A 20,544-nucleotide genomic window follows, 5' to 3' on the forward strand; every position below is an offset into this window, starting at 1 on the left:
GCTCACCACTCCACCGTCAGATAGCCCGTGCCAGTACGGTGCGACGACGCCGACCCCAACGGCGTGTCGCCCAGGATGCGGCGCAGCGCCGCGAGACCCCGAGAGGTCTGGGACTTCACCGTGCCGGTGCTGCATCCCAGCGCCGCCGCGGTCTCCTCCACGCTCTGGTCCTCCCAGAACCGCAGGACCAGGACCGCCCTGCTGCGCGCGGGCACCTGCCGCAGGGCATCCAGCAGCGTCAACCGCAACTCCGGGTCCTGCGCCGGGGCGACCGCGTCGTACTCGTGCGACCCGGGCCGCTCCCACCAGCGGCGTCGTCGGGTCTCGTCCACGAAGGTCCGGTACAGCACCTTGCGGGCGTACGCGTCCGGGGAATCCGTCCGTTGCACCCGGCGCCACACGGCGTACAGCTTCGCCAGCGAGGTCTGCGTCAGGTCCTCGGCCAGGTGCCAGTCGCCGCACAGCAGGTAGGCCGCTCTGCGCAGGTGTGTCTGGCGGCTGCGCGCGAACTCGTCGAACGTGATGTCCTGCTCGTCCGGCGCGTGGATCGCGGAACGGGTCACAAGCCGGGTCACAGGCCACCTTCACCTGGCGCGGGAACATGGCGCGGCGGCATTCCCGGAGTTGCGGGGAATCCGACCACGACGGGCCCGGAGCCGAGCGGTGAGAAGTACGTCATGCACACAGGACGGAGCGGGCCGACCGTCAGGTTGTCAGAGGTCCGAAGAATTTTTCGAACCGCCGCCCGGCAGTGCGCCTGCCTGCATACCCACTGCCTGCGTGCTCGGGAACGGTTTGATCAGCCGTGTACGCTGACGGCCATGGTGCGCCCGTTACTGCCGCAACCGTGGATGCACAGGGCCTACGACCTGGCACTCGCGGTGCTGGTTGCCTACACGACGTTGTTCTACGACACGGGCTACGACCAACTCATCGGGCTCTCCATGGCGTTGGCCGTGGTGTTTCGCCGTCGTGCTCCTCTGACCGTGATGGCGGTCGTCGCCGCCCTCGCCCTGACGCAGTATCTGCTGGCTGCTTTGGCCGAGCCGCTGGCGGGGGAACTCACCGGATACGACATCGCCCTCCTCATCGCGATGGTGACGGTGGTGATCCATGCCGAGGAGACGTGGAAGGCATATACCGCCGGTGCCATCGTTGTCGTCGGCACCGTGCTGGCCTTCGGTGGGATCTCCTCGCTCAACTCGGCGGCCGACTGGGACGAGTTCAACGAGAACCTGACCTTCACCGGCATCTGCGCGGCGGTGTGGCTGACCGCGTACGTACTGCGGACCCGTCGGCTGTTGGTGGCGGCCTTGGAGGAGCGTGCCGCCGGTGCCGAGCGGGAGCGTGCCCACCTCGTCCGGCTGGCCGCCGTCGAAGAGCGCGCGGCGATCGCCCGTGAGCTGCATGACGTGGTGGCGCACAGCCTGGCCGTGATGATCATCCAGGCGGACGGGGCCAGATACGCGATCGCCGCGGATCAGGACAAGGCCAGCAAGGCGATGCGGGCGGTCGCGGGCACCGGCAGGGACGCGCTCGAGGACATGCGCGGCATCGTGGAGGTGCTGCGCGGTACGAAGAGGTCCGGCACCGATGGCGACGGCGACGGTGAGGGTGCCGACGACCGCCGCCGGGTCGGGCTGGCCCATCTCGAACCGCTGGTGGAGCGGGCCCGCGCCGCCGGACTCCAAGTGGACCTGCGCGTGGAGGGTGAGCCGCAGGGGCTCTCGACCGCCGAAGAGCTGACTCTCTTCCGTATCGCCCAGGAAAGCATGACCAACGCGCTGCGGCACGCCGGACCCGAGGCACACGTCACCGTCACGCTGGAGTTCCGCGACGGCACCGCCGTACTGGAGGTCCTCGACGACGGGGCCGGGAAGCTGGCGGGCTCCGCTCCCGTGCTGCCCGGATCGGGCGGCAACGGGCTGGTGGGCATGCGGGAGCGGGTCGATGTGCACGGCGGCCGGTTCACCGCCGGCCCCCGGCTCGGCCCGGGGTGGCAGATCAAGGTCGAACTTCCGGCGAAGGCGGCGGCATGAACGGTTCGGATACTGCGGCGAGGCCGATCCGGGTGGTGGTCGTGGACGACCAGCCCCTGGTGCGCGCCGGGTTCGCCATGGTGCTGGACGCACAGCCCGACATCGAGGTCGTCGGAGAGGCGGGGGACGGGGCGGAGGCGCTGGCGCTGCTGGACAGGACCACGGCCGATGTCGTCGTCATGGACATCCGCATGCCCGTCATGGACGGGGTGGAGGCCACCGAGCGGATCGGTGAGCGCCCGAACCCGCCCAAGATCCTTGTCCTCACCACGTTCGACACCGACAACGACGCGTTCGCCGCGCTCCAGGCCGGCGCGAGCGGCTACCTGCTCAAGGACGTGCCGCCCGAGGATTTCCTCGCCGCGATCCGCGTGGTGGCGGCGGGCGACTCCGTCGTGGCCCCCCGGCTGACCCGCCGGCTGCTCGAACGGTTCGCCGGACAACTGGTTCCCGCCCCGGAGCCGCAGGACGACGACCGGCTCGCCGTCCTGACCGAGCGGGAGCGGGACGTGCTGGAACTGGTCGGCCGCGGGCTGTCCAACTCCGAGATCGCCGCTCGCCTGTACGTCGCGGAGACAACCGTGAAGACGCACCTCGGGCGGATCCTCACCAAGCTGGAGCTGCGCGACCGGGTGCAGGCCGTGGTGCTGGCGTACCAGACCGGGCTGGTCCGGCCGACCGGCTGATCCTTCCGCCCGGCCCCTTCCACCCGCCGCAGGGGATCCTCCCGGTGTAGGACGCGGTCGCGCATCGGCGTACGACCCGGGTCGTACGAGCGGCTGCCCGGGGGTCGTATCCCGATCGGATGTGCCGAAAAGCCGACCCCGCAAGGATTGTTGACGACACGAAAGAGCGCACGAAAGCGCCTTTCTCCGGCAATTCTCGGGGGCATCCGATGGTTATCACCGTCCAGGCAGAAAGCCGCAACAAGAAAGCGCTGGTATTCGGGATCGTCGTCGCGGTCGTGGTGATGGCGGTGGTGGGAGTCGGCGGCGCCTACTGGTGGCAGCAGCGCAATGCGCCGAGCCAGGCGTCGGCGGCCGACTGCGCCCTGGCCCAGAAGATCATCGACGAGGCGCAGGAGCTTCCCGGGGACAAGGCCGTGGTCGCGAAGTGGCGGAAGGAAACCCGTGACCTGCGCATCTCGGAGATGAAGGACGGCTACCTCGGGCTGCGGATCGCCACGTACGAGCAGTGGGCCGCCGACCATGCGACGGGTGCGGCCGAGGCGCCGACGAAGCAGGAACTGGCCGACATGACGAAGACGGCCAATTCGCATTGCACCGAGGCCAAACGCACCCTCGTGGTCCCGCCGATCGCGGCTTGACGCATTTCACGCCACACGGCAACGCAGTCGAACAGCCGAAACAGCCGCACAGGGGAATCAGACCATGGGAATCCGCGCCGTCGCGCACAGAACTGAAAGCATCTCCCGCCACGTCGGCGATGACACCGCCGTCGGCGCGGAGGACCTCGTCAAGGTCTACGGCCATGGCGACACCGGAGTACGAGCCCTGGACGGAGTGACCGTCGGCTTCGCACGCGCTCGCTTCACCGCCATCATGGGCCCGTCAGGTTCCGGCAAATCCACCCTCATGCACTGCCTGGCCGGCCTCGAATCCGCCACCTCCGGGCGCGTACTGATCGACGGTACGGACCTCACCGGCCTGTCCGAACGGGCACTGACCACCGTACGGCGGGACAGGATCGGCTTCGTCTTCCAGGCGTTCAACCTGCTGCCGCAGCTGACCGCGAGGCAGAACATCACCCTGCCGCTCGACCTGGCCGGCCGGACCGTCGACCAGGAGCTGCTCGACCATCTCATCGGCGTCCTCGGCATCGGCGACCGGATGACCCACCGGCCCGGTGAGCTGTCCGGCGGCCAGCAGCAGCGGGTCGCGCTGGCCCGCGCCCTGGTGGCACGGCCCGCCGTGGTCTTCGCCGACGAGCCCACCGGCAATCTCGACTCCCGCTCCGGCGCCGAAGTGCTGGGCTTCCTGCGGGACTCGGCGCGTGACCTCGGACAGACGGTCGTCATGGTGACCCACGACCCGGGCGCCGCCGTCTACGCCGACCGCGTCGTCGTCCTCGCCGACGGCCGCATCGTCGAGGACCTGGACACCCCCAGCCGGGAGTCGGTCACCGGCGCGCTGCAGAACCTGGCGGGCACCCGATGAGCCGGGGACCGGGACCGCGTCCTGAAAAGCGTCCGGGACCGCTGGCCGCCGTGCTGCGCACCCAGCTCGCCGGGGCGATGGCCCGGCCCGGCCGGCTCCTCATGACCGGACTGTCGGTGCTCGTCGCCGCGTTCGTCGTGTTCGGCACCGTGATGGCCCAGCAGATCACCGAACAGACCACCGTCGACCGGTTCCGCGGCACCCCCGAGGCCGCCGACCTGGTCGTGCTGGGGGACGACGACGTCGTCACCGACGCGCAGACCAAAGCCGTCCAGGCGGTACCGGGAGTGGCCGAGGTCGCCGCCCGCGCGGAGAACGGGGTGTCGCTCGCCGAGGTCTCCCGACGCTATCTGGAGCTTCAGGGCGACCCCGGCAGCGGACCGCTGTCGCGGGTGCGGCTCGTGGCGGGCGGCTACCCGGACGGCCCCCTCGAACTGGCCGTGAACGAGCAGGCCTCGCAGCGGCTGGACATCGGGCCCGGCGACCGGGTCGGCCTACTCGTCCCCGTGGGCGGGGACGCCGAGGAGACCGAGGAGACCGACGAGACACGGACGGTCACCGTGACCGTCACGGGTGTGGTCGAGGCGAACTCCGACCGGGAGGCCACCGGTTATGCCCCCGCCGCCGCCCTCAACGCGATGGGACACATCAAGGGCTATCCGCGGCTCGACGTCCGCGCGGAACCCGGTGTGTCCGCCGAGGCCCTGACCGAGCGGCTGTCCGCGGTGTTCCAGCGCACTGACGGTTCGGCTTTCGAGTTCGTCCCCGGTGACACCGTACGCGCCGAGGAGGCCCGGGCCGCGGTGGACCAGTACGCGGATGTCTTCCGGCTCATCGCGATGTTCCTGGCGATCGCCGTGGTGGCCGCCGCTCTCGTCGCGACCTCGACGTTCCGCGTCGTCTTCGCCCAGCGGCTGCGCCAACTGGCGCTCCTGCGCACCATCGGCGCCCACCGCGGCCAGCTCGTCCGGGCGCTCGCCGTCGAGGGCGCACTGGTGGGCCTCATCGCCGGTACGGCCGGCGTCCTGCTGGCACTCGGCGCCGGATACGCCGCCCCGGTGATCGCCCACGCCACCGGACTGAGCCTCTCGGCGCCCGCGGTGCCCGCGGTCGCGGCCGTGGCGGTGGTGCTCGGCGCCGTCCTGGTGACCGTCGGCGCGGTGCTCGCCCCCGCGTCGTCCGCCGCCGGGGTCTCCCCGCTGCAGACACTGCGCAGCGCCGGCACCCTGGCGGGCGAACGCGGCATCGGCCGTGCACGCCTCGGCGTCGGCCTGCTCCTTGCCGCCGGCGCCGCCGGACTGGCCGGTGTGCTCCTCGCCGACCTGCCCGAACCGGGCGACCTGAACTACGACTCGGTCGCGGGCCTGATGCTGACGGTCCTCTCGGGCACCCTGGCGTTCCTCGCGCTGATCACCCTCGGCCCGCTGCTCGTACGCCCGCTGCTGGCAGCCGCCGGGTGGCCGCTGCGCCGGCTCGGGCCCACCGGGACACTCGCCGTCGGCGGCATCGGTGGTGCCCCGCGCCGCGCGGCGGCCGTGTCGGTCGTCGTCGCGCTCGGCGTCGCCCTGGTCTCCGGCACCCTCGTCGGCATCGCGACCCTGCAGGGCCATATGGACCGGGAACTGGCCGCTCAGGCCCCCGCGGACTTCGATGTGAGCGGCACCGTAAACGGCGACGGCGACGGCACCGCCACCGACAACGGCACCGTGAACGGCCTCAGCGCCGATCTCGTACGCCGCCTCAAGGCCGTACCCCAGCTCGCCGACGCGACCGCATACCGGCAGACCGATGTCTCCGTCGGCAGCATGGAGGCGTCCGCCGTCGACCTGGACCTGACCGCTCTGCCCTCCTCACGGCTGCTTCGCCCGGTGAGCGGCGCACTGGGCGATCTCGGTCCGGGTGAAGTGATCGTGAGCAGCAGACTCGCCAGGGGACTCGGCATGGCTGCCGGTGACAGCATCACCTTCACCACGGCGAAGCAGGGCACCCTCCGGATGTCCGTCGCGGCCACGCTGCCCGACGAAGGGCCCCTGGGCGCCGACGCGATCGTCACGCCGGGCGACCTGGACAAGATGGGCGCCTCGCCGCTGCCGGCCGGTGTCCTGGCGAATGCCGCCGAGTCGGGACAGGCGGCCCGCAACGCGGCGGAGCAGGCGATTCGCAAGACCGTCGGCCCCGGCAGCGCGATGGAGCTGAGGATCCTCGCGGAGGAGCGCGACAACAGCGACGCCGACATCGAGATGGTGGCCACCCTGTCGCTCGGTCTGCTCGGGCTCACCGTACTCATCGCCGTCGTCGGCGTCGGCACCACGACCGGCCTCACCGTGCTGGAACGCACCCGCGAGTCAGGACTGCTGCGTGCCCTGGGACTCGGCCGGTCCGGACTCCGCTTCCTGATCGGCATGGAGGCCGCCCTGTACGGCGTCCTCGGCGGCGTCCTCGGTCTGGCCCTCGGCGTGCCCTACGCCTGGCTGGCGGTCCGGCTGCTGAACATCGGGGCGCCGCTGGCACTGCCGTACGGACAACTGCTGGCGGTCTTCCTGGGGCTGGTGCTCGTCACCGCACTCGCCGGACTGCTGCCCGCCCGCCGCGCGGCCCGGGTCAGCCCGGTGGTGGCGCTGGGCACCAGCGAATGAGCTCCGGGAGAACCCATGCCGACGAGCGAACTCAACCACTGGATCCAGTACGCGATGGATCTCTTGGGAATCTTCGCCTTCGCGCTCTCCGGAGCATTTCTTTCCGTCCGCAAGGACTTCGACATCTTCGGGACGATCACTCTCGCCGAGGCGGCCGGCCTGGGCGGCGGACTCTTCCGCGACCTCGTCATCGGTGTCACCCCCGTGGCGTTCGTCGACCTCGGTTACTACCTGGCGCCGCTCGGCGCGGCCCTGATCATCTTCTTCGGCGCGACCATCCACCACGACAGCTCCCTGTTCGACGGGTTCGACGCGGCGGCACTGGGACTGTTCAGTGTCACAGGGACGATCAAGGCCCTCACCCATGGCTTCGGCCTCACCGCCGCGACAACGCTCGGGGTGGCCACGGCCGTCGGCGGCGGTGTCCTCAGCAGCCTGCTGGCGCTCGAAGTGCCGCCCCTCCTCCGCTGGAACCGTGATCTGTACGCACTGCCCGCCCTCGTCGGCGCCGGCACCGTGGCACTGCTGCACGCCGTCGAGGCGCTGAACGTCCTCACCGCGGTCGGTGCCGCCCTGGCGGCCTTCCTCTTGAGACTGCTCGCCCTCCGCCGCCACTGGCGCACCCCCCGCTCGCGTATGTGGCGTGATCCCTTCACTGGAATGCGACAGCAGCCAGGCCCCGCGCAGTCGGAGGGTATGGCCGCGGTCCACGGTCAGTACCCGCCGATGGAGGACACCCTCCGCATCCGGCTCCCCGGTCGGCACGCGCCGGCACGGTGGAAGTGATCAGAACTGGATTGAACGGGGTCTCGGTGTTCACGGTCGAAGACTGTGTCGATGGCTCCGTTGATGGCGGTGTCGAAGGCCGTGGAAGAACGGCCGAGCGGTGGGTCGGCCGAATGGCCGAGGTGCGGTGCGCGGAATCGGCTCCCCGGCCGAGGGAAGGACCTGCCGTCGGGCGGGATCGTCAAGGCATGCAGATACTCAACGTGGTCCAGATCAGCATCGCCGTCCTCGCCGGGCTCTGCCTCCTCGTCGCCGGAGTGTTCTCCGTCCTGACCACCCTCAGCGGTGCGGGTACGGAGGAACTCGTCGCGGGACGTGGGGCCCGGGCGCCGGAACCACACCTGTCCACACGTCGGCGGGATGCCGACCGGCGTGACCGCGGCAGTGGCGGCCGCGGCGGTCGAACTGAGCGGCCGCCGCTGCCCACCCGCCGCCCGGGCGCGGCCTTCCCAGGGCAGTGCTGACCGAGCGCCGCCCCGCCGAGAAGACCCGTCGCGCCGGAGAAGAACGAAGAGACATGGAAGAACACGGAGGTCTCATGAGGTCTGCCACGCCGACGGCCGCCCGCCGGCCCGCGGGCGGGGACAATCCGGCCGGACGGGCTGGTGCCGACGGGATCGACACGCCCTTAGGGCCATGTGTGGTGATCTCCCTCGACCGGGCGCGCAGCGGGCCACTGTTGCGCGATGCGCGCAGAACTCAGCTGCTCCCTCCAGTGGTCCACCCCTGGGGGGCGCTCCATGCCTACGCAGAACTGCTGACCGGACGACCGCGACCGCTGGCGGTTCTCGACGTGCCGGACGAGAGATGCGCGTACGTTCTCGGACACCGCGTCGCGCTGCTGCGGCGGCTGGCACCCGTGACCGTCCTCGTGCCCGAGGACACCTGCCCCGCGGCGCTGCTCGAAGCGGGTGCCACCAACGTCCTGGCGCGCAGCATGCCGGTCGAGGAACTGGCCGCCAGGCTGGTGGCGGATCAGCGCTGGCTGGCCAGGAAGGAAGCACGCACGCCCTGGTACCAGGGGCAGGCGCAGGGCCAGGAGCTGTCGCCGTCCCACCTGCTTCCCCACCAGGCTTCGCAGAAGGTTCTGCTCGGTCTCTTCCTCGCCGATCCCCAGCCCTGGTGCTGCCACGATCTGACGCGTCTGCTGGGCTCAGCCGAACAGCCGCTGGCCCGGGCCGCCCTCCGCGCCCGGATGCTGCGGCTGGCCCCTCTCCTCGACCGCCTGGGACTGGCTCTGTGCAGGACCGGCCGCTGGGGGCGCTTCTCCTACACGGTCGTGTCCTCGGCCGGGCTCAGCCAGGGCATGCAACGCACGGCCTGAAGCGCCACGGCGCTCGCCGTCGGTGGCCCCGTCGGTGGCCCCTTCGGTCTCCGTTCCGGAATCGGGGTCGCCCCGATCAGCGTCCTCGGCACGGTACTGGCGGTCGGCGCCGCGCCTGAGGAGAAGGCGGGGGCCGCCGCGGCGACCGGCCAGACGGCCTACGACCTGGGCCTGGCCCTGGGCATCGCGGCGATCGGCGCGGCCGCCCCCGCCGAGACGGGGACGGGGACGGGGCCGGAGTCCGAGACGGCGGCCGGGGAACCGGCTGGTACGGGGGTGTTACGGGAGCGCCATGCGCCAGATGCGGGCCCAGGTGGAGGCGTACTGGCGCAGTAGCGGGCCGGTGGTGTAGGGGATGCCGTACTTCTCGCACAGCTTGCGCACCTGGGGAGCGATCTGGCCGTAGCGGTTGCTGGGCAGGTCGGGGAAGAGATGGTGCTCGATCTGGTGGCTGAGGTTGCCGGTGAGGATGTGCAGGAGAGGGCTGCCTTCGATGTTCGCCGAGCCGAGGGCCTGCCGTACGTACCACTCGCCGTGCGACTCGCCCTCGATCTCGTCTTCGGTGAAGGATTCCGCGCCGGCGGGGAAGTGGCCGCAGAAGATGACGGTGTGCGCCCAGATGTTGCGGGTGAGGTTGGCCGTGAGGTTGCCGAGCAGGCAGGGAAGGGCGGACGGGCCGGCCAGCAGCGGGAAGAGGACGTAGTCCTTGGTGAATTGCCGTGCCGACTTGCGGGCCATCGCGGCGAGGTCGTCCAGGAACGTGCGCACGGACTTGCGGCCCTGGACGACGGCCTCGGGCTCCAGGTCGTACAGCGCGATGGCCCACTCGAAGAGCGGTGCCAGCAGCGGCCCGCCGTAGAGGGGCTGGAGGAGATGGACGGGGCGCCAGGGCTGGTCCTCGCTCATCCGCATGGCCACGTAGCCGAGGTCGCGGTCGTGGCCCACCACGTTGGTCCAGGTGTGGTGCAGGTCGTTGTGGGTGTGCTTCCAGGCGGCGGCCGGGGTGGGGAAGTCCCATTCCCAGGTGGTGGAGTGGATGGCCGGGTCACGCATCCAGTCCCACTGCCCGTGCAGGATGTTGTGGCCCAGCTCCATGTTCTCCAGGATCTTGGCGATGGTGAGCATCGCCGTCCCGGCCGGCCAGGCGGGCGGCAGCAGGGAGACGGCCAGGGCGGCCCGGCCGCCGGCTTCCAGCGCGCGGTGCACGGTGATGAGGGTACGGATGTAGCGGGCGTCCTCGGCGCCGCGCTCGGCCAGCACCTCGGCGCGAATGCGGTCCAGTTCCTGCCCGAAGGCGTCGGCTTCGGACGGCGCAAGAGCAAGCGCAGCGGCCACTGGTTCTCCCTTCCCAAAGACTCGAGGCCCGACAGGCAACGAGGCTCGACAGTTGGTTTTGCAGGTCGATATGCGCGGGTGGTCTCTACAGGTCGAGGTGCACGGGGCCGCAGGCGGCCGACACGCAGGTCTGGATCACATCGCCCGGCTCGCCGTGTACGTCGCCGGTCCGCAGGTCGCGGACCCGGCCGGCGGACAGCGGGCTGAGGCAGCTGCGGCAGATGCCCATACGGCAGCCGCTGGGCATGACGACACCCGCCGCCTCACCGGCATTCAGCAGGGAGGTGGCCGGTCCGGCGTCTGTCTCGACACCGCTGCGGGTGAAGCGCACCCGCCCGCCGTGCCCGCCCGATCCCCTGCCGGGCACGGCCGGTGACGGCGGCCGGAACCGTTCCAGGTGCAGCCGGTGCCGGGCATCCGCGTCGCGCCAGGCCCGTTCGGTGAACGCGAGCAGTCCTTCCGGCCCGCAGGCCCAGCTCTCGCGCTTCTCCCAGTCAGGGCACAGAGCGCCCAGACGTACCCGATCCAGCCGCCCTTCCTGGCGGGTGTGGTGTTCCTGCAGCGTCAACCAGCTCTCGCGGGTGGCCATCGCACGCAGCTCACCGCCGAAGACGAACCGGTCGGAGTCCGGCGCGCTGTGCACCAGCACGGTGTCCGGACGGCGGCCCGTGCGCCTGGCGAGCGCGCGCAGCATGGCCACCACGGGAGTGATGCCGATACCGCCGGTCAGGAACAGCAGGCGCGGAGGCGGCGGGCCGGGCAGCACGAAATCCCCCTGGACAGGACCGAGGCGCAGTCTCTCCCCGGGCCTGACCCGTCGCGCCAGGTGCGGGGACACCCGCCCGTCCGGGACTGGCCGTACGGTGATCGCGAAACGCCCGGAACCGTCCGGCGGGGTCGTGATCGAGTACGTCCGCCAGTGCAGTGCTCCGTCGATGTCCACTCCCACCGGCACGTACTGCCCGGCCGCGCGATGCCCCGACCAGCCGCGCCCCGCCCGCACCACGAGCGTCGTCGCGTCCGCCGTCTCCGCCCGTACCCGCTCCACCCGGCCCGCCGGCCACCTGGCCGACCACAGGGGATCGACGACGGCCAGAAAGTCGTCAGGCAGCAACGGGGTGGTCAGCCGCCCGGCGCCCTGCCAGAGGGGTCGCGCCAAGTGCCGGAGCACACCGACCATTCCGCCACTCCGTTCCTCGTCACTCTCCGACCACCTACGCTCACGCAGTCGTGGACGACCGGCAAGCCGGGTTGCTCCGTCCCCGACGGGCATGAACCTGGCGCGAGCCGGCGGCTGACCCCGCGCTCTGCGCGGCGGCCCGGCGGCCACTCGACATCGAATCCGAGGGCGTGGGCGATTCCGTCCGCCCAGCCCAGGCCCAGGCGCCGACCGAACAAGTCGTACGGACACCGACCGCTCACCTCGGTGAGGAGCGCTGCTGGGTGGGGCCTCGCCTCCCGGGACGCATCGGGATCATCGCAGCGGCCTGCGGATCCACACCTCCCGGGCAGCCGTCTCCCGGTCGGCACCGGCATCCGAACCGGGACCAACGTCTGAAGCAACTCGAGGGCCGAGTTCGCCGAGTTTCGACCATCCCCAGGCGTGCAAGGTCTCCTCCGCCGCGGTCTTCCGGCCGCCTTCGCCAGGCCGGTCCACGGCCGCGACGATCAGATCGGCGTCGAGGCGGGCCAGCAACCGCTCGCCGAGGCGGGTCGCGGTGCCGCGGCGCCGTTGGGACGGCAGCACCATCAGTTCGGCCAGCAGGAAGGTCCGGCCCGCGGCCGTGAGTTCCTCGATCTCCGTCGGCAGCTCGTCCCGGAAGCCCGACCACCACTCGCCGGTACGAGCCACGCGGAACCCGTAGGCGCAGCCGACCAAGCCCGCCGCGTCGGCGACCACCATGTCGAAGTCGGTCCGCTGCACATGCTGCTCGAACCGGTTCAGAAAGCTCTGGCGGTCACGGTATTCGGCACCCGCGGCACCGCGGTACGCCGTGACGTGGAGGTCCGCGACGACGTCCCGCTGCTGCTCGGCCTGCCAACGGGACAGTCTGCGCAAGTACACGTCTGTCATACGAGCCTCTCCCAGCCGTGGGACGAACATCCCCGGATTCGGCATGGTGACAGCAGGAGCCGACGAGGTAAACCGGGCGTCGGGACAGGGGGTCGACCGAGTGTCGGGATCAGGGGTGTGACGCCCTGCCTGCGCGCCACCGGTTGTGCAACGGCCCCGGCGTATACACACCGGGGCCGCCCTTTCGGGCCATTGCACGTGAGAGTGCGCCGACCCACTTGTCATCGTATGACCGAAACACCCTTTTGGCATAGGCGGTTTCGGGTAATACGGCCCCTGGCTCCGGTGTCCTGAAGTGGCCCTGTCGCGTCAGTCGCGCTCCTCCTCATCGGCCTCCATGAGCCGAATCCCCTGATGCGTCAGCGTGACCATCGCGGGTGCATTTCCTCGGGTCCAGTCGGCCGTGATAAACCCTTCGCCCACCAAATATGTGCAGGCCGCGGCCAGATCCTGCTCGGGGATCCCCAAGTCGTCACGCAGCTTCGCCCCGGTGACGCCAAGGAGGCGATTGCCTTCCGTGGCCTCGTACAGGGTTTTCATGATCGCTTCGCGGTAGTGCTTCCGCTCGTGCAGTGTTGCCATGATTGCCGCCACTCGTGCCGAGCACCGACGAAAAGTCAGCTGGGGTACGAGGAACTCCTGGTGTTCACTGTACTCCGGTCCGGGCCCCGAGCACCTGCGTTGACCAGCGGTTTTCTCGGGTACCGGAGCATTGGGCGGCAGCGTCTGGGCGAGCCTTGTCGTGGCCGGTGCGGAGTATCGTGGACCCAGGAAGCGTCTCTGCTTCCCCGGCGGTGACGCCGACATCGCCTCAGGCGGTCGGCGAGCCGCCGAACCCGCAGACAGGCGATGACGATGCCCGACCTCGACCCCGACCCGTCACGTGAGGCGAAGCTCCTGCCGGACGCGATCCACCAGGCCGTCCGGCCCGGAACAGCCATCCTGCGGCTGCAAACGACACACGACCGCGCGGGAATCCTCGACGGGGCGTGGTGGCCACGGTCCCGCGACATCGGCGCCGAGCTTCCCAGCCTGATCGCCGCGGTGACCGAACACCTCGGGCCTGTCACGCGCGTCGGCCTGGACTCCAGCGCCTGGGAAGAACTGCCGACGCGGTTGATCATCGACGACCGTGTCGTGCACATCGACTCATCTTCGGTCGGCGACGACACCGTCCTCGTCAGCCGGGGCGATCGAGATCTCTTCTCCCTGCTCGTGGTACCGCCGCACGCGACACCCGACGCGGCGCGCGACGCGATGGCCAGGGCCGTCCGCGCCGACAACCTCACACAGGCGGCGCAGATCCTCATCGACACCGGTACCGGTCGAGTCCTCCCGATCGCTACGGAAGCCCCGTAGCCCGGCCAGGATCACCACGACCCGTGTGCGGCTTGCGGCGCCCGGTGATTCCGTGCGAGACGCCCGGCGATCGGCCGCGCGAGCCGGGTCCGCCTCCTTTCGTGGCAGGCAGGAGTACGGTGGAGCAAGCGAGGCCCCTTCGTATGCCGGTGCCAGGCCGGTTTCGGCCTCGCGGTTTCACGACAGCGGGTGCTCGCGCTCGAGGCAGGTTCCGCCAAATGACCGCCGAAGCCCTTCCGTTATCCGACGGGCCGTCGGCCGAGGTCCGATTCGTCTCCCCGTACCCGGAAGTGACACGACAAGTCGCCGATGCGCTCCGCTGGTTCTTCGCCTTCGACGAAGACAGCAGCTACCGGGCGGGTCCCAAAGCCACGGACCTGCGCCTGCCCCTGGCTCCCTCGTACTCCTCGCGCTCGTAATCATCGCGATCCTCGCGCCCAATGCCGCCCGTATCGAGACCAGCAGGCGGCCGACGGACCGTACGCATCCGAACGAGAACACCTGACCGTCTCTGAGCATCAAACCACCCGTCCACACAGGAGCAGCCCCGGACCCCGGCCGCGCCACCCGCACCGAGGTCAAGGAGCTCCGCATGTCCCTCAGTTCCGCCAAGTCCATGGCCGAACCCCCTTCAACGGCCGTCCCGTCGAACGCCGTCCAGCCGCCGTCATCCGCCTCCTCGAACGCCTCGGCTGGGTGTACGACGTGCGCTGGCCGGCACCGGACCGCGTCGCCGCCCGCCGCGTGTGAACCCGGCCCACCCCTTTCCTCAAGGCAGTTGACAGGAGCCTTCATGACGACCGCCCTGCAGCCCCCGCTTCCCTCGCACCCCCTCCTCCGCCTGCGTCTCGCACCCCGCACCGGCGTGCCGCGCCGCATCGACGGAGTGTGGTGGCCCCGCTCGTACGACCTGCTGGTGGAACTCCCGCGGCTGTTCGCCGGGTTGCCGCAGGCCTGGGGACACATCAGCGGTGTCACAGTCAACGGGGCGACGTGGTCCGCGACCCCCGGCCGGATGCTCGTCTTCAACCAGGTCGTGCGCCTGCGCAGGTCCACCACTATGTCCGCCCCGGACACGGTCTGCCTCCTTGCCCCCAGCCGGGGACGCTGGGACCTGCTGGTCGTACCGCCCGACACCCCGCCCGATACGGCCGAGCCGCTCATGGCCGCTGCCGTGGGCGACGACACCATCTGAGCGGTGAGCGCCGTCCGTATGGCGAAGCTGCGCGATGGGCCTCGCCCACCCTGGCCAGCTGTGGTTGCCTGAGACAGCACCGGTCGCCGCTGGCCATCCTTGCCGAGACGGAGCACCATACGGCAGCTTCACCCGCCAGGGTCGTCCCAACAGCCCGTTCTGCGGTGGTGGGGCGTAATCGGGCCCTGCCGCCGTCCGGTTGTCGCGCCGAGGGCCGGAGCGCGGCAACGATCAGGATCACGGTCACATTCCTGTGATCAGTCGCCTCGGCCCGGTCGGGGTGGCCGGGTAACACGAGGAAGTGTCCTCCCTGCCCTCCCACGCCTCCTCAGGAACCTGTGCCCGATAACCCGTCGGGCTGCCGTGGAGGGCTTGTTCCGCCGCCATGAGCTCGCTTGCGGTCATCGGAGGGCCGGAGCCGTCGCTCGCGGCGGCCATCAGCCGGGCGGCTGCCGGGGGGCTGACCTCCGGCGGTATCACCAGCAGGTCCCACCGGCCGGCGGTGTAGGACAGCAGCATGATCTTGTACGGGTCCAGCTCCCGCGCGAACCAACCGACCTTCACCGCATGACCGTTGACGGGCACCTTGCGCGGGATGACCGGCCAGTACTGAGGGTTGACGGCGATCCGGGTGATCCGTCCCCACAGAGGATCCAGCACGTCGGCCAGAGCGGAGAGTTCGCCTGGCAGGTCCCGGGAGCGGGGCCACCAGGCGCCGTCCAGGCCCTGTCGGGACGTGCTCATCGGCTTCAGCGCGAGGCGGGTGCTCGGAACCCTGAAGGGCACCATCCGCAGCGGGGCAAGGCCGGTGGTCGCGGACATCGCGCGAACCCGTCTCCAGACCGCCGCCACAGGCTCGGCCCGGTGTCGTCACTCGCCGAGAACGACACCGACATGGAGGCCGGTGTGCGAAATACTCTCGATGCCTTCACGCTACTCCGCCGGGACGTCGAACGGGCCCCGGTGAGGCGCGGGTTGTGAACACTGCCCTGCACACCTCTGATGAGTGCCGCCACCCTCCGCGGGAGCAGAGAAAGAGTGCCGCGAACCGACCAGGAGACCAAGGGACGACCCGAAGTCCAAGGAGGCAGGACTGCGGAGCCATGCCGACCTCGATGAGGAGAACGCTTCAGACCTCGTCCGTCTGCTTGCGGTCATCCTCCGAGGACTGACTGGTCACCAGCCAGGACCGGGCCGGCTCCGCCGGGCGGGTGGTGTCCACGGTGAGGTGGAGACGGGTCCCGCCCTCGCTGCCCTCCGGATAGCTGCGCTGCTCGACGGAGGCGAAGCAACGACGGAGAACCTCCGCAACCGTACGGGAGACTTCGGGGGACGCGGCCACGATGCGTACTTCGGCGTGCCCGGCAGGGGGGACTTCCAGTGGCTCCATGGTGACCTCGTTCTTCAGGACGACGTGACAACGGTGACTATGGGCGATAAGACCGTCGCGCCACACCCCACCGCCTCCAGCGAGGAGAAAGCCCTACATCATTGGCCACCCCCATCCCCATCCCCGTCCCCGTCTCGGGGCTCGCGGTGGGTGGTGGCGCGGGGCGATCCTGCAGGCCCCGCCGACTGCCGGGTCTTCCAGCTTCGTCGGCCGATCCACGGCAGGGCTCACTGTAGTGGAATGCCGCGATCCGCTGGTTGTGCCTCACTTTCAAGCCAACGCCATCAACCCGGACGCCACCCGGGACGGGTGAGCCGTCCCGGGACACCACGCCCGTCTCGCGGCCGCGCTGATCATGGTGTGCCGGTGAGGTTGCCCATCCCCTGGTACAGCTGTTGCGGGGGCAGCGGGCCGGTGGGAAGCGGGTGGGCGCCTTTGGTGCGTAGGCCGTCGAGCATGAAGGCGATGCCGCGGCGCCAGGCGTCGGGGGCGGTGTCCTTGGCGGCGCGGGCCAGCGGGGCGTTGGTGCCGAAGCGGTGAAAGCGGCCAAGCCCAACGAGGCCCCGTCCGGGTCGTTCGCCCAGTTCAGAGCCCGAACCCGCCACAAATGGGACCGGATCACGCCGAATGCGTCGAGCCGTCGTTGATACCTGGCTGGCTAGGCCGCGGTTTCTGTGATTAGGACGGCCGCGGTGACCGGGCCCGGAGCGTCAGTGGTGGCTGCGTCGGCTACGGCGGCCCGGACGGCGCGGGCGACTTCCAATGGATACTGCCCCGGGGCGACCGCGAGCTGGACCTCGATGTGTCGGCCGGGTGGATCGTCATGGTCCTCCACCTTGACCGGGCGGCTTCCCAGCACGGCGGCGAGGCGGGCGACGCCCGGAACACCCGTCGCGACGTCCGCCAGTTCCCCGACGGGCCCCCGCATGGATCCTGTTCCGGTCACCGGGGGCGAGCTTCGCGCGGCTGCAGCTTCCGGCGCGGGCCTCATGGCCCTCGCTGCGGTCCGCGACTTCACGCCTGTCTCCGGGCCCTCATGGAGATCCGTGACGCGCAGGTCAGCTATCACGGTGGCCAGGCCGATCCGTTCAGCGGCCGCGTTGAGCAGTGCGCTCCTCAACTGGTCGGCGGCCTCAGGCAGAGGCTGCCCGAGGGATGCTGTGAAGGCGGCTTCGATCCTGAGCGGGCCAGGCGGTAGCGCGCTGGCCGGCGGACGGACGGCCGGCTCGGACACGGGCTCCAGCAGTGCCGACCCGATGCGCAGAGACCCCAGCCGAACACCGGGAATCTCAGCGGCAGCGCGCCCGAGGGCCCGGACGGCCGCTTGCTCGATGATCCATGTCCCGTCGTCGGGCCCGCCGAGCGGGAGCAGTCGGCCCAGGTCGAGCTGGCGCCGTACTGCCTGCGTCCACGTCTCGGTCACCGGCCTCTCGCGCCTTTCTTCCATGGTCGCGGTTCTCTTCCTGCCGCACTGCGCCCGGAGTGTCCGCGGAGGGCTTCGGGCAGGGACGCTCGGGCCACTCGTTGGGCCACTCGCCTCACACTCCACAGCCGGGCAAATGTCTTAATAGGAATATAATCTGAATAAAATGTGCAAGGTGGGCTTCTTGAGAGAGGAATGCCCTGATGGCTGAGAACACCGGCGCAAAGCATGGCGGTCCGCCCGGTTCTCGCGGCCGGACGACCATCGCCGATGTGGTGGTGGCGAAGATCGCCGGAATGGCGGCACGGGACGTGCTCGGCGTCTATGCCCTGGGCAGCGGATTCGCGCGCTCGATGGGATCCATGCGGGAGCGGATGCCTGGCGCCGGTAGTGACAAGTCCGTCACACGCGGGGTCAGTGTCGAGGTCGGAGAGCTGCAGGCGGCCATCGATCTGGAGATCGTCGTCGACTACGGCGTCTCGATCACGGACGTGGCCGGTGCGGTGCGGGAGAACGTGATCGCCGCAGTGGAGCGGATGGCGGGCCGGGAAGTCGTGGAAGTCAACATCATGGTCAGCGACGTGAAGCTGCCCGACGAGGAGGACGGAGGGGAAGAGCGGCAGCGGATCCAGTAGCCGGGGCGAAGCAGCACGCTTGAGCGAAGGAGCGCGTGATGAGCAGGGCTGTGGTGGGCTTGATAGCCGGAATGACGCTGGGTTTCGCCGCGTATTTCGGTGACTTCTGGGCCTTCCTGCTGGTGCTGGGTCTGGGCGTCGTCGGTCTCGTGGTCGGGCGGTTTATGGAAGGCGATCTCGAACCGGGCGACTTCGTCCGCCGCCGAGACCGGCAGGAGCGGATCCGCGATGACCGGCGACGGGCTCGGGGAGACTGGCGGCAGTGACCGGTGAAGCCGATCGGCGTCCCGGCATCCCCCGCAGGGAGCGCGGTGCGATCACCGTCGCTGACCGGGTCGTTGCGAAGATCGCATCCCAGGTGGCGCACGAGGCGCTGAGCCGGTTCACCGAGTCGGCTGGCCACGTACCACCCGGCCGCCAGACGCCACGCGTGACCACAGCCGTGCGGCGGGCACCCGAACGGAATACCGCAGGACGAGACGCCGAGTCTGCCGTCGGGCGGCAGGCGGTGCTCGGCGAGGCACGGCTGCGCATCACCGTCGAGCTCGGCTATCCGTCCGACATCGGGGCGCAGTGCGCCGCAGTGCGCCAGGAGGTCACCGAACGGCTCAGGACATGGGCCGGCATGGATGTGTCCGACCTCGCGGTGTCGGTCGAGAGACTGCACTCGGTGCATTCGCAGCACACGGACCAGGAGAGGGTGAGATGAGCGCGAACACCTGGCGGCAGCCGACCGGTGACAGCGACCTTCCCTCCGATTCCGGACAGGCAGCTCCGTCCGCCGATGGCACCCCGGGGGCGGCCGCCGGCGCGACGGCGGCGATCGATGAATCAGGTCGGTCGGCGCGCCGTTTCTGGTCAGCGCGGCGGATTCCCGCGACCTTGGCGGCCCTGCTGTCCGCCGCGGCCATTGGATTGCTCCTGTACGACGTGGTCGCGGTGCGGGCAGACCGGTCCGCGATGCGCTGGCGGCGGCTCGCCGAGGAACTGGCCACACGGCCCCTGGATGACTTCTGGATGATCGTCGGGGCCGCACTGGTGATGGCCCTCGGCCTGTGGCTTTTCCTGCTGGCGGTGACGCCGGGACTGCGCAGGCTGCTGCCCATGCGGCAGCCCACCGATATCCCCGGGACAGAGGAGGTCCGCGCCGGGCTCGACCGCCGCGCGGCCACCCTGGTTCTGCGCGACCGGGCCATGCAGGTGCCCGGTGTCCAGTCGGCACAGGTCGCTTTCGGCCGCCGGAAGGTCAAAGCCCGGGCACGGTCACATTTCCGCGATCTCGAGGACGTCCGCGCGGACCTGGACGCCACGCTGGGCGAAGCCGTGACGTCCTTGGGTCTCGCCCGGCAACCCACGCTGACGGTGCACGTCCGGCGCCCGAAGAAGGGCTGAGGTGATCCTGATGCTCAAGACAGTGAACCGGGTGCTGCTGGGGCTTCTCGGCCTTGGACTGTTCGCCCTGGGCGGCGGCGTACTGCTGGGCGGGCTGGATCTGCAACGCCACTGGGGATTCGGCATGCCGGGCTGGTGGCCCTTCCGTGGGCCGGACGATGTGGTGCTGGGCACCGAGGGACGCACCCGCTGGCGGGAAGAAGGCTGGTGGTGGCCGACCGCCATCGCGGTGCTCGCCGTGCTGCTCGCCCTGCTGCTGTGGTGGCTCCTCGCACAGCGCAGACACCGCCTGGCCCAGGTCCTCGTCGACAGCGAAGACGGCGCGGCGACCCGACTCAACGGCCGCACCCTGGAGGACGTGATCAAGGAAGAGGCGCAGGCCCTGGGCGGGGTCTCGCGGGCTCATGTACGGCTGATGGGCCGACGTACTGCTCCGACCGCACGCGTGCGGCTGTTGCTGGAGCCTCACGCGGATCCAGCGCGGACTCTGGGGCGACTGAGCGGGGAAACGCTCGCACACGCGCGGGACTCGGCCGGCCTGGACCGCCTCCCGTCGAAGGTCCGACTCCAGGAAGTCCGCCACCGCGCCCAACGCGCCGCCTAAGAAGCCGTCTCTCAACCGATCTTGGAACGTGCAGATCGAACGGAGTTCCTGGTCGGGTGATCTTCCGGCGGTACGCGCATGAAGGCAGACACCTCACGATGCCAACGCGTCAAGCTGCGGCGGCGAGTTCGGTGGGGAACGCGGTGTGTTCGTCGAACAACTTGCGGTGCTGTAG

The 20,544-nt window shown here is 70.3% G+C and carries 25 protein-coding genes and 1 pseudogene; 17 read left to right on the forward strand and 9 right to left on the reverse strand.

Going from position 1 to position 20,544, the window contains the following annotated elements:
- Positions 1-2: 2 nt before the first annotated feature.
- Positions 3-575, reverse strand: coding sequence for a SigE family RNA polymerase sigma factor (locus OP79_RS14490; protein ID WP_245685326.1), 573 nt, complete (start codon positions 573-575; stop codon positions 3-5).
- 246 nt (positions 576-821) lie between these two features.
- On the opposite strand from OP79_RS14490, the gene OP79_RS14495 reads away from it, so the two are divergent.
- The 9 genes and pseudogenes from OP79_RS14495 to OP79_RS56970 form a co-directional block, all read left to right on the forward strand.
- Positions 822-2,039 (forward strand): sensor histidine kinase, encoded by a 1,218-nt coding sequence (locus OP79_RS14495; protein WP_033320549.1) that lies wholly within the window; start codon positions 822-824, stop codon positions 2,037-2,039.
- Positions 2,036-2,725, forward strand: coding sequence for a response regulator (locus OP79_RS14500; RefSeq protein ID WP_033320550.1), 690 nt, complete (start codon positions 2,036-2,038; stop codon positions 2,723-2,725). The genes OP79_RS14495 and OP79_RS14500 overlap by 4 nt, the downstream gene beginning before the upstream one ends.
- 209 nt (positions 2,726-2,934) lie before the next feature.
- Entirely contained in the window at positions 2,935-3,366 is a 432-nt protein-coding gene (locus tag OP79_RS14505; RefSeq protein WP_033320551.1) for a hypothetical protein, read from the forward strand.
- A gap of 64 nt (positions 3,367-3,430) precedes the next feature.
- Complete coding sequence (locus tag OP79_RS14510; RefSeq protein ID WP_051744649.1) at positions 3,431-4,216, forward strand: ABC transporter ATP-binding protein; 786 nt, start codon at positions 3,431-3,433, stop codon at positions 4,214-4,216.
- Positions 4,217-4,266: 50 nt separating this feature from the next.
- A complete protein-coding gene (locus OP79_RS14515; RefSeq protein ID WP_211270789.1) occupies positions 4,267-6,852 on the forward strand; it encodes an FtsX-like permease family protein in 2,586 nt (861 codons plus the stop codon).
- 15 nt (positions 6,853-6,867) lie between these two features.
- Positions 6,868-7,638 carry a trimeric intracellular cation channel family protein gene (locus OP79_RS14520; protein ID WP_063741920.1) on the forward strand — a complete coding sequence of 257 codons (771 nt, stop codon included), beginning with the start codon at positions 6,868-6,870 and terminating at the stop codon, positions 7,636-7,638.
- A gap of 188 nt (positions 7,639-7,826) precedes the next feature.
- A complete protein-coding gene (locus tag OP79_RS14525) occupies positions 7,827-8,102 on the forward strand; it encodes a hypothetical protein (protein ID WP_033320552.1) in 276 nt (91 codons plus the stop codon).
- Between the two features lie 74 nt (positions 8,103-8,176).
- Positions 8,177-8,962 (forward strand): hypothetical protein, encoded by a 786-nt coding sequence (locus OP79_RS14530; protein ID WP_157857314.1) that lies wholly within the window; start codon positions 8,177-8,179, stop codon positions 8,960-8,962.
- 63 nt (positions 8,963-9,025) lie between these two features.
- Positions 9,026-9,226 (forward strand): annotated as a pseudogene (locus OP79_RS56970) (MFS transporter); the annotation flags it as partial.
- A gap of 15 nt (positions 9,227-9,241) precedes the next feature.
- Here OP79_RS56970 and OP79_RS14535 read toward each other — a convergent pair.
- The 4 genes from OP79_RS14535 to OP79_RS14550 all read right to left on the reverse strand — a co-directional run bounded on the left by OP79_RS14535 (position 9,242) and on the right by OP79_RS14550 (position 12,953).
- On the reverse strand, positions 9,242-10,297 hold the full coding sequence (locus OP79_RS14535) for a fatty acid desaturase family protein (RefSeq protein WP_033320554.1): 1,056 nt from the start codon (positions 10,295-10,297) through the stop codon (positions 9,242-9,244).
- 85 nt (positions 10,298-10,382) lie between these two features.
- Positions 10,383-11,477: a ferredoxin reductase gene (locus tag OP79_RS14540; RefSeq protein WP_051744651.1), complete on the reverse strand. Its 1,095-nt coding sequence runs from the start codon at positions 11,475-11,477 to the stop codon at positions 10,383-10,385.
- Positions 11,478-11,771: 294 nt separating this feature from the next.
- On the reverse strand, positions 11,772-12,371 hold the full coding sequence (locus tag OP79_RS50410; RefSeq protein ID WP_051744652.1) for a hypothetical protein: 600 nt from the start codon (positions 12,369-12,371) through the stop codon (positions 11,772-11,774).
- A 309-nt stretch (positions 12,372-12,680) separates the two neighbouring features.
- Positions 12,681-12,953, reverse strand: coding sequence for a hypothetical protein (locus OP79_RS14550; protein WP_033320555.1), 273 nt, complete (start codon positions 12,951-12,953; stop codon positions 12,681-12,683).
- 273 nt (positions 12,954-13,226) lie between these two features.
- Between OP79_RS14550 and OP79_RS14555 the strand changes: the two genes are divergently transcribed.
- From OP79_RS14555 to OP79_RS14565, 3 genes are all read left to right on the forward strand, one after another.
- A complete protein-coding gene (locus OP79_RS14555; protein ID WP_033320617.1) occupies positions 13,227-13,730 on the forward strand; it encodes a DUF5994 family protein in 504 nt (167 codons plus the stop codon).
- 218 nt (positions 13,731-13,948) lie between these two features.
- Entirely contained in the window at positions 13,949-14,149 is a 201-nt protein-coding gene (locus tag OP79_RS55255; RefSeq protein ID WP_033320556.1) for a hypothetical protein, read from the forward strand.
- Positions 14,150-14,523: 374 nt separating this feature from the next.
- The gene (locus tag OP79_RS14565; protein WP_033320557.1) at positions 14,524-14,925 is read left to right on the forward strand and encodes a DUF5994 family protein; all 402 of its coding nucleotides are present in this window, start codon (positions 14,524-14,526) and stop codon (positions 14,923-14,925) included.
- A 243-nt stretch (positions 14,926-15,168) separates the two neighbouring features.
- Here the strand turns inward: OP79_RS14565 and OP79_RS56980 are convergent, their stop codons facing one another.
- From OP79_RS56980 to OP79_RS14585, 4 genes are all read right to left on the reverse strand, one after another.
- A complete protein-coding gene (locus tag OP79_RS56980) occupies positions 15,169-15,747 on the reverse strand; it encodes a DUF5994 family protein (protein WP_051744653.1) in 579 nt (192 codons plus the stop codon).
- Positions 15,748-16,054: 307 nt separating this feature from the next.
- Positions 16,055-16,315 (reverse strand): hypothetical protein, encoded by a 261-nt coding sequence (locus tag OP79_RS14575; protein WP_033320558.1) that lies wholly within the window; start codon positions 16,313-16,315, stop codon positions 16,055-16,057.
- Positions 16,316-16,668: 353 nt separating this feature from the next.
- Positions 16,669-16,920 carry a hypothetical protein gene (locus OP79_RS14580; protein WP_033320559.1) on the reverse strand — a complete coding sequence of 84 codons (252 nt, stop codon included), beginning with the start codon at positions 16,918-16,920 and terminating at the stop codon, positions 16,669-16,671.
- Between the two features lie 53 nt (positions 16,921-16,973).
- Positions 16,974-17,738: a hypothetical protein gene (locus OP79_RS14585; RefSeq protein WP_033320619.1), complete on the reverse strand. Its 765-nt coding sequence runs from the start codon at positions 17,736-17,738 to the stop codon at positions 16,974-16,976.
- Positions 17,739-17,941: 203 nt separating this feature from the next.
- Between OP79_RS14585 and OP79_RS14590 the strand changes: the two genes are divergently transcribed.
- Genes OP79_RS14590 through amaP form a run of 5 tightly spaced genes read left to right on the forward strand, consistent with a single transcriptional unit; the run spans position 17,942 to position 20,369 of the window.
- Positions 17,942-18,373 (forward strand): Asp23/Gls24 family envelope stress response protein, encoded by a 432-nt coding sequence (locus tag OP79_RS14590; protein WP_033320560.1) that lies wholly within the window; start codon positions 17,942-17,944, stop codon positions 18,371-18,373.
- 38 nt (positions 18,374-18,411) lie between these two features.
- Entirely contained in the window at positions 18,412-18,639 is a 228-nt protein-coding gene (locus OP79_RS14595) for a hypothetical protein (RefSeq protein WP_033320561.1), read from the forward strand.
- Entirely contained in the window at positions 18,636-19,082 is a 447-nt protein-coding gene (locus OP79_RS14600) for an Asp23/Gls24 family envelope stress response protein (protein ID WP_033320562.1), read from the forward strand. Before OP79_RS14595 ends, OP79_RS14600 begins: the two co-directional genes overlap by 4 nt.
- Positions 19,079-19,765 (forward strand): DUF6286 domain-containing protein, encoded by a 687-nt coding sequence (locus OP79_RS14605; RefSeq protein ID WP_033320563.1) that lies wholly within the window; start codon positions 19,079-19,081, stop codon positions 19,763-19,765. Before OP79_RS14600 ends, OP79_RS14605 begins: the two co-directional genes overlap by 4 nt.
- 10 nt (positions 19,766-19,775) lie before the next feature.
- Positions 19,776-20,369 (forward strand): alkaline shock response membrane anchor protein AmaP, encoded by a 594-nt coding sequence (gene amaP, locus OP79_RS14610; RefSeq protein ID WP_033320620.1) that lies wholly within the window; start codon positions 19,776-19,778, stop codon positions 20,367-20,369.
- The last annotated feature ends 175 nt before the right edge of the window (positions 20,370-20,544 follow it).

This window comes from Streptomyces yerevanensis (genome assembly GCF_000716805.1).
Taxonomy (GTDB): Bacteria; Actinomycetota; Actinomycetes; order Streptomycetales; family Streptomycetaceae; genus Streptomyces; species Streptomyces flaveus.